Consider the following 6,801-nt stretch of genomic DNA (forward strand, 5'->3'; position numbering starts at 1 on the left):
CTCCGCGTCAGCGGGATGTCCTCGCCTCGACGTACCACTCCCGCCCCATCACGAGCGCGAACACCGGCACGGGGAGCCGCACGAGCATCCGCATCACCGGCGCCAGCCGGCCCCTCCCGTTGACGACGGAGTGGTGCGCGGCGAGCGCCCGCTGCTTCTGCCGGGCATAGCGGCGCACGTCGATCGTGTGCGTGATCGCCGCCCGCGGGCTGAAGACGCCGTCGAGGTCGTAGCGCAGCCGCAGCAGCCGCGTGATCCGGACCATCCGGTCGCGCGGCACCGTCGCCTCGAGCACCCTGCGCACCCCGGCCAGCCCGGCCGCGCGCCGGCCGACCTCGTGCACCCTGACGTGATCGCGGTGCCCGTACCCGCCGTTCGCGTCGTAGCTGAGCAGCAGGTCGGCGCGCTCCTCGCGCAGCACGGCGGCCAGCCGCTCGGCCGCCTCGTCGACCGGCGCCCGCATGAACCGCGTGCGGCCGGGTGGGTCGGGGTAGAGCAATGCCCCGTGCCCGCTGTCGGCATACCCGAGGTGTACAACCCGGTCGACGCCCAACGCCGCCGCGCTCGCGCGCAGCTCGCCCATCCGCAGCGACTCGCCCTCCGGGACGGCGCCCATCTCGCCGTCGGTCGCGACGGCGATCACCGTGCGGTGCCCCTCGGCGGCGGCCTGCGCGAGGGTCCCGCCGGTCAGGAGGACCTCGTCGTCGGGGTGGGCGTGGAACGCTACGACCGTCGCCATCAGCCCATCCTGGCGTGCGCCTCGACGGCCTTGAGCACCGCCGCCATGTCGGCGTCGCCCATCCCGAGTGCCGACGCGTCCGCGAAGAGCCCGCGCGACGCTTCGAGCAGCGGCAACGAGATGCCGGCCGCCGCCGCGGCCGCGGAGATCAGCCGGGTGTTGGTCCAGACGTTCGTGATCGACGCCTGCGGCGCGAACTCCTCCGCGACCATCTTCGGCGCCTTCACCAGCATCACCGGGCTCGCCATCTGCCCGCCGGCCAGCACGCCGACGAACCGCTCCATGTCGAGCCCGTACGTGCGGGCGAAGTGCACCGACTCCGCCAGCCCGGTCACAAGCGTGATCAGGAAGACGTTCACGGCCAGCTTCATCAGCAGCGCGCCGGGCACGGCCCCGCACGGGATCGTCTCGCGGCACATCGGCGCCATCAGCGGGCGCACCCGCTCGACGTCGACCGGGTCGCCGGCGAGCATCGCCACCAGCTCGCCGGCCTCCGCCGGGGCCCGCGAGCCGGAGACCGGCGCCTCGACGTAGTGCCCGCCGGCCGCGCGCACGTCGGCCTCCAGGCCCGCGGAGTACGCGGGCTCCGTCGTGCCCATGTGCACGACGGTGCGGCCGCGCACCCGCTCGGCGAACTCCGGTATACCGCGTGTGAGCACGGTGTCGACCGCGTCGGCGTCGGTCAACATCATGAAGACGACCTCGGAGCGGTCGAACACTGCGGCGGCGTCGGGCGCGACCGTCGCGCCGGCGGCTTCCAGCGCCTTGGCCTTGTCCGGGCTGCGGTTCCACACCGTCAACGGCGTGCCGGCAGCGACGAGGTTGAGCGCCATCGCCTCGCCCATCGAGCCCAGCCCGACAAAACCGATGCGGGTCACGGCCGTGGTGCCCCGACCGGGTTCGGCACGGGGAACGCGCCCGCGTCGATCAGCACCCGGCTGAGCGGCGCCGCCCGCTCGATGATCTCCTCGACGCCCTTCGGGCCGACCCGCTCCACCGGTGCGGCAGCGAGCCGGTCGGTCATGTCCTCGACGTCGCGCCGCAGCGCGCCGCCCGTCTTGGTCAACCGCCCGTCGCGGTCGAGCAGGCCGCGGGCCTGCAGTCTTCGCGCCGACTGCGCCCACTCGTCGTCGCTCCAACCGCGCGCAGGCTGGATGACGTCGCGTGGCATGCCGCCCGCCGCGACGAACGTCAGCGTCGCGTCGAGGCCCCGAAGTCCGTGCGCCACCGCAGCGAGCACGTGCCCGTCGCCGCGGTGCTCGCGCAGTACACCGGCGGCGAGCCACGCCGACGCGACCGGGTCGGCCGGGCGGGCCACCTGCGACCACGCCGCGGCGAGCGGGCGGCCCTCGAACCGGCATCCGGCGACCGCCTCCCACAGCGGCTCGGCCAGCTCGCCGAGCGTGTGGATCTCGGTGAGCCCGAACGCGTCGCGCAGCGCTGTCGCCGCAGCGCCGATCCGGGTTTCGAGCACCAGTGCGGGCTCGGCGTAGGACCACGCGTCGGGGATCGCGCGCGCGACCATCGACGGCGCGAACCCGTACGCCATCGCCGCGACGGCGGCCGGCGGCACCGGGCCGAGCGGGGCGACGCGGGAGGCGAAGTAGCCCATCCAGTAGCCGCGCAGGCCGATCCGCCGCGCGGCTTCGGCCGGCTGGGGCGCGAAGTAGACGAGCGCGTGCAGCGGCTCGATCGCTTCCCACAGGCGCCGGGCGAGTGTCGGTGTCGGAGGCACGGGTCCACGATCGTCTCGCCGTCGAGCCCGGAACAGTGCCAATCTGACGAAATGGACCATGTCTGGTGGACGGAGGTCGTCTTCCGCGGTTGGCGTCAGCGGCCGGGGCCGCGCTACCAGCGGCTCGCTGCCGCGCTGCTCGACGCCGTGACGCGTGGGGTCGTGCGGGAAGGCGTCCGGGTGCCGGCGGAGCGGTCGCTCGCCGCTGCGCTAGGGGTTTCGCGGGGCACGGTCGTGGCGTGCTTCGAGCACCTCGCGCAGGCCGGCGTCGTGGCGCGGCGCCAAGGCGCGGGGACGTTCGTGTCGGGTCGCCCCTCGTGGACGGCCGAGAGCGGCGTCACGACGTTGCTGCTGCGCCGGACGGCCGACCGGCAGGCGATAGACCTCTCGCTCTCCGTGCCATCCGACCTGAGCCACCTCCCGCCGATCGATGCCGCCACCGCGTGGTGCGAGCTCGACGGTCCCGGGCTCGACCCAGCCGGGCTGCCCGCGCTGCGGACGGCCGTCGCCGAGCACCTGAGCCGGCACCAGCAGCTGCCGACCGAGCCGGCGCAGATCATGATCACGGCGGGCGCCCAGGAGGCGCTGTGGCTGCTCGCGCGCACCGGCACCGGGCTCGTCACCACCTGCCCGACCTACCCGGGGACCGCCGGCGCGGCCGACGGTCGTCCGGTCGGGGTGCTGCGCACCGGTCCCGACGGCCCGAACCCCGCGTCCGTCGAGCGGGTGGCCCGCGCGCCGGGCACGCTCGTGCACCTCATGTCGACCGGCCACAACCCGACGGGAACCGTCATGCCGACGCTCGCCAGGCAGTCCGTCGCCGCGATCGCCGACGCGGCCACGGCGCGGATCGTCGAGGACCTGACGCTCGCCGACCTGCACCTCGACGCCGAGCCGCCACCGCCGATCGCCGCGATGAGCCCCGCTGTGGTGGTGGTCGGTTCTACGGCGAAGTTGCTCTGGAGCGGGCTGCGGGTCGGCTGGATCAGAGCCGACGAGCCGCTGCGTTCGGCGTTGCTGGCGGCGAAGACGCAGCTCAACCTGGCGACCGCGGCCACTACGCAGGCGATCGCCGCGCAGCTGCTCCGCGCGGTCGACCGGCCGTGGCTGGACGCGCACCGCAACGCGCTGGCACTGCGCCGCGACCACCTCGCCGCCGAGCTGTCCGAGCGGCTCCCCGGCTGGCGGGTGAACCGGCCGGCGGCCGGTCTCTCGCTCTGGGTCGAGCTGCCGGTCGCCAGCGTCGACGCGTTCGCGCACACCGCAGCCAGGCACGGCGTCACGATCTCGCCCGGCAGCGCGTCCTGCCTCGACGGCCGCCACCACGGTTTCGCGCGGCTGTCGTTCGCCGGGCAGCTCGACACCTTGACCCTCGCCGCCGACCGGCTCGCCGCAGCGTGGGAGGCGCACACGCAGGACGTCGCGGCAGCGCCCCGATAGCGTCCGAGAACTTTCTCGGCTCGGGTGTCGATCGGGGCAATCGCCGATTGTCGTACTGGGGTAAGCACCGATGAGGAGGACAAGATGCAGTACATGCTGTTGATCTGCGGCGTAGAGGGCACATCCGTCGAGCCGGGCACCGAGGAGGTCACGGAGGACTGGGTGAGCGAGATGGACCGCAAGGGCATCCGGCTGACGGGCAACCGGCTGCGGCCCGTCGCCGACTCGACGTGCGTCCGGGTGCGCAGCGGCGACACGCTGCTCACCGACGGCCCGTTCGCCGAGACGAAGGAGCAGGTGCTCGGGTTCGACCTGATCGAGTGCGCCGACCTCGACGAGGCGCTCGACGTCGCGTCGCGGCATCCCGTCGCGACCTGGGGGACGATCGAGGTGCGGCCGCTCTGGACGGAATGACGGACGTCGAGAGTGCGGTTGCGACGGCGTTCCGGGAGGAGTGGGGGCGGATCGTCGCCACCCTGATCCGGATGACCGGCGACTGGGACCTCGCCGAGGAGAGCGCGCAGGACGCCGTGACGCAGGCGCTGGCGCGCTGGCCCGTCGACGGTGTCCCGCGCAATCCCGGCGCCTGGCTCACCACCACCGCCCGCAACCGCGCGCTCAACCAGCTGAAACGCACCGCCGTCGAGGCGAGGAAGCTGCGGGAGGTCGCTGCCGTGCCGGAACCGGAGCCACAGTTCATCGACAGCTCGGTCCAGGACGACCGGCTGCGGCTCATCTTCACCTGCTGCCACCCGGCGCTGCCGCTCGAGGGCCGGGTCGCGCTGACCCTGCGCACGCTCGCCGGCCTGACCACCGCGGAGATCGCGCGCGCGTTCCTGGTGGCCGAGCCGACGATGGCGCAGCGGCTGGTGAGGACGAAGCGCAAGATCAGGGATGCGGGCATCCCGTACCGGGTGCCGCCGGATCATCTGCTGCCCGATCGGCTCACCGCCGTTCTCGGAGTTGTATACCTGCTGTTCAACGAGGGATACGCGGCGGCGTCCGGTGAGCTGCCGGTGCGTGGCGACCTCTGCGCCGAAGCGATCCGGCTCGCCAGGATGCTCGCCGCGCTCATGCCGGACGAGCCGGAGGTGCTCGGCTTGTGTGCGCTGCTGCTCCTGCAGGACTCGCGGCGGGCGGCGCGGGTCGACGGCGCCGGGGAGCTGGTGGCGCTCGACGAGCAGGACCGTTCGCTGTGGGACGCGGCCATGATCGACGAGGGCGCGCAGCTCGTCGAGACCGCATTGCGGCGGGGCGCGGTCGGGCCGTACCAGGTGCAAGCGGCGATCGCCGCCTGCCACGCGACGGCAGCCGATGCCGAGCACACCGACTGGCCGCAGATCGCCGCGCTGTACGGGCGGCTGGTCGAGCTGCTGCCCTCGCCGGTGGTGCGACTGAACCGGGCCGTCGCGGTGTCGATGGCGATCGGTCCGCAGGCGGGGCTGGAAATGGTGGACGAGCTCGCCGCGACCGGTGAGCTCGACGGCTACCACCTGCTCGCTGCGTCCAGGGCGGACATGCTGCGCAGGCTCGGTCGCCGGCCGGAGGCGGTAGCGGAGTACCACGCGGCGCTGGAGCTCGCCGGCACCGACGCGGAGCGCCGCTTCCTCACCCGGCGGATCGAGGAGGCCGGCTCCGCCTGAGGTTCCCGCAACGACAAGAGCCCGCCCCCACGAGGGGGCGGGCTCTTCGTCAGCTCAGTTCAGAGCCTTGGTTCAGAGCGCGGATCAGACGGCGCGGACGCCGGTGGCCTGCGGGCCCTTGTTGCCCTGGCCGATCTCGAACTCGACGCGCTGGCCCTCGTCGAGGCTGCGGAAGCCGCTGCCGTCGATCTCCGAGTAGTGGACGAAGACGTCAGCGCCGCCCCCGTCGACCGAGATGAAGCCGTAGCCCTTCTCGCCGTTGAACCACTTGACGGTTCCCTGTGCCATGCAACTGCTCCCTGCAGGTGGTGATGGGGCCCGCACCGTGCGGTCCCCGGCGGCCCCTGACGCCCGCCCCTCTGGGCGGCCGCCCGGACGTTCCTGCGAGCGTGCGTGCACGAACACCGAAACTGCGACCGTTCGCGTCAACTCTGCCACGCCCCGTTCTGTTCCGCGAGAGCGGGCCGCCCACGTGCCGTCATCAGGCGGCCGACCAGGTGGGATCGGTGTATCCGCACCCGCTCGACCACGATCTTGTGGTTACGTTCCGCTTTCGCCTCGCTCGGACGAGTGATCACACGGGGGCATCGTGGGTTGGAAGACCATCAACGGCAACCCTGTCTACATCCCAGGTAACGGTGGCGACCCGTACCGACGTAGACGACGACTGCGCTGCGAACGCCTACGGTCAACTCGCCGGATGGTTCCGGGACCTCCCGTGCGACTGCTCGTCCGAATGACGCTCGAAATCCGCGACCGCAGGAAGCGGTAGCCGTGGTCTCGGTCGCCTGGGTCGACATGCCGGACGATGCCGGTGCCGTCGAGCTGAAGCGGATCGTCGACGCACACGGCACCGGCATCATCGTCGAGCTCTCCCGCGAGGTCGGCCGGCATCGCGGCGAACGCGATGTGCCGGGAAGGTCAGGAAAGCCACTTTCATGCAACGTCATTGCATGAAAGTGGCTGTCAGGTGAATCGCCGCAGCCACCGCGGTGGACCGGCACCCCGGATCCAGACACTGGCTGATCGGGAGTGCGCTGAGGGCTGTCGCGGCAGCCCTGAGCACACTCAACTCACGATCCCGCCCGCTCGGCGACCGCCGGGATGTGCGCGAACGGCACCTTCAGGCCAACCTACCGTTCGAAAGTGCCGTTCGCGCAGCTCACCCCCCCGGGTTGGGGAGGGCAGGAAAGCCACTTTCCTGCCCTGTGAGGGCCGGAAAGTGGCTTTCCTGCCCTCGCGTG

General features: G+C 72.5%; 8 protein-coding genes. 4 read left to right on the plus strand and 4 right to left on the minus strand.

The window, feature by feature from the left end; genetic code table 11:
* Positions 1–7: 7 nt before the first annotated feature.
* The 3 genes from LL648_RS28385 to LL648_RS28395 are packed head-to-tail and all read right to left on the minus strand — an operon-like array spanning position 8 to position 2,474.
* Positions 8–739: a PIG-L deacetylase family protein gene (locus tag LL648_RS28385; protein WP_232665813.1), complete on the minus strand. Its 732-nt coding sequence runs from the start codon at positions 737–739 to the stop codon at positions 8–10.
* The gene (locus LL648_RS28390; protein WP_232665814.1) at positions 739–1,617 is read right to left on the minus strand and encodes an NAD(P)-dependent oxidoreductase; all 879 of its coding nucleotides are present in this window, start codon (positions 1,615–1,617) and stop codon (positions 739–741) included. The genes LL648_RS28385 and LL648_RS28390 overlap by 1 nt, the downstream gene beginning before the upstream one ends.
* Positions 1,614–2,474 carry an SCO6745 family protein gene (locus LL648_RS28395; protein ID WP_232665815.1) on the minus strand — a complete coding sequence of 287 codons (861 nt, stop codon included), beginning with the start codon at positions 2,472–2,474 and terminating at the stop codon, positions 1,614–1,616. Before LL648_RS28395 ends, LL648_RS28390 begins: the two co-directional genes overlap by 4 nt.
* A gap of 51 nt (positions 2,475–2,525) precedes the next feature.
* Between LL648_RS28395 and LL648_RS28400 the strand changes: the two genes are divergently transcribed.
* From LL648_RS28400 to LL648_RS28410, 3 genes are all read left to right on the plus strand, one after another.
* A complete protein-coding gene (locus LL648_RS28400) occupies positions 2,526–3,914 on the plus strand; it encodes an aminotransferase-like domain-containing protein (RefSeq protein ID WP_232665816.1) in 1,389 nt (462 codons plus the stop codon).
* A gap of 84 nt (positions 3,915–3,998) precedes the next feature.
* On the plus strand, positions 3,999–4,328 hold the full coding sequence (locus LL648_RS28405) for a YciI family protein (RefSeq protein ID WP_232665817.1): 330 nt from the start codon (positions 3,999–4,001) through the stop codon (positions 4,326–4,328).
* Entirely contained in the window at positions 4,325–5,557 is a 1,233-nt protein-coding gene (locus LL648_RS28410) for an RNA polymerase sigma factor (RefSeq protein WP_232665818.1), read from the plus strand. The genes LL648_RS28405 and LL648_RS28410 overlap by 4 nt, the downstream gene beginning before the upstream one ends.
* Positions 5,558–5,641: 84 nt before the next feature.
* Here the strand turns inward: LL648_RS28410 and LL648_RS28415 are convergent, their stop codons facing one another.
* Entirely contained in the window at positions 5,642–5,845 is a 204-nt protein-coding gene (locus LL648_RS28415; RefSeq protein ID WP_232665819.1) for a cold-shock protein, read from the minus strand.
* Positions 5,846–6,331: 486 nt separating this feature from the next.
* Here LL648_RS28415 and LL648_RS28420 point away from each other — a divergent pair, with 486 nt between their 5' ends.
* Positions 6,332–6,514, plus strand: coding sequence for a hypothetical protein (locus LL648_RS28420; RefSeq protein ID WP_232665820.1), 183 nt, complete (start codon positions 6,332–6,334; stop codon positions 6,512–6,514).
* Positions 6,515–6,801: the final 287 nt, after the last annotated feature.

Source organism: Pseudonocardia sp. TRM90224 (genome assembly GCF_021245725.1).
GTDB lineage: Bacteria > Actinomycetota > Actinomycetes > Mycobacteriales > Pseudonocardiaceae > Pseudonocardia.

What these genes read in the sequence shown, in the direction of transcription:
- LL648_RS28385 (WP_232665813.1), bottom strand. Translation starts at nt 739, where the DNA reads ATGGCGACGGTCGTAGCGTTCCACGCCCACCCCGACGACGAGGTCCTC.
- LL648_RS28400 (WP_232665816.1), top strand. Translation starts at nt 2,526, where the DNA reads ATGGACCATGTCTGGTGGACGGAGGTCGTCTTCCGCGGTTGGCGTCAG.
- LL648_RS28405 (WP_232665817.1), top strand. Translation starts at nt 3,999, where the DNA reads ATGCAGTACATGCTGTTGATCTGCGGCGTAGAGGGCACATCCGTCGAG.
- LL648_RS28410 (WP_232665818.1), top strand. Translation starts at nt 4,325, where the DNA reads ATGACGGACGTCGAGAGTGCGGTTGCGACGGCGTTCCGGGAGGAGTGG.
- LL648_RS28415 (WP_232665819.1), bottom strand. Translation starts at nt 5,845, where the DNA reads ATGGCACAGGGAACCGTCAAGTGGTTCAACGGCGAGAAGGGCTACGGC.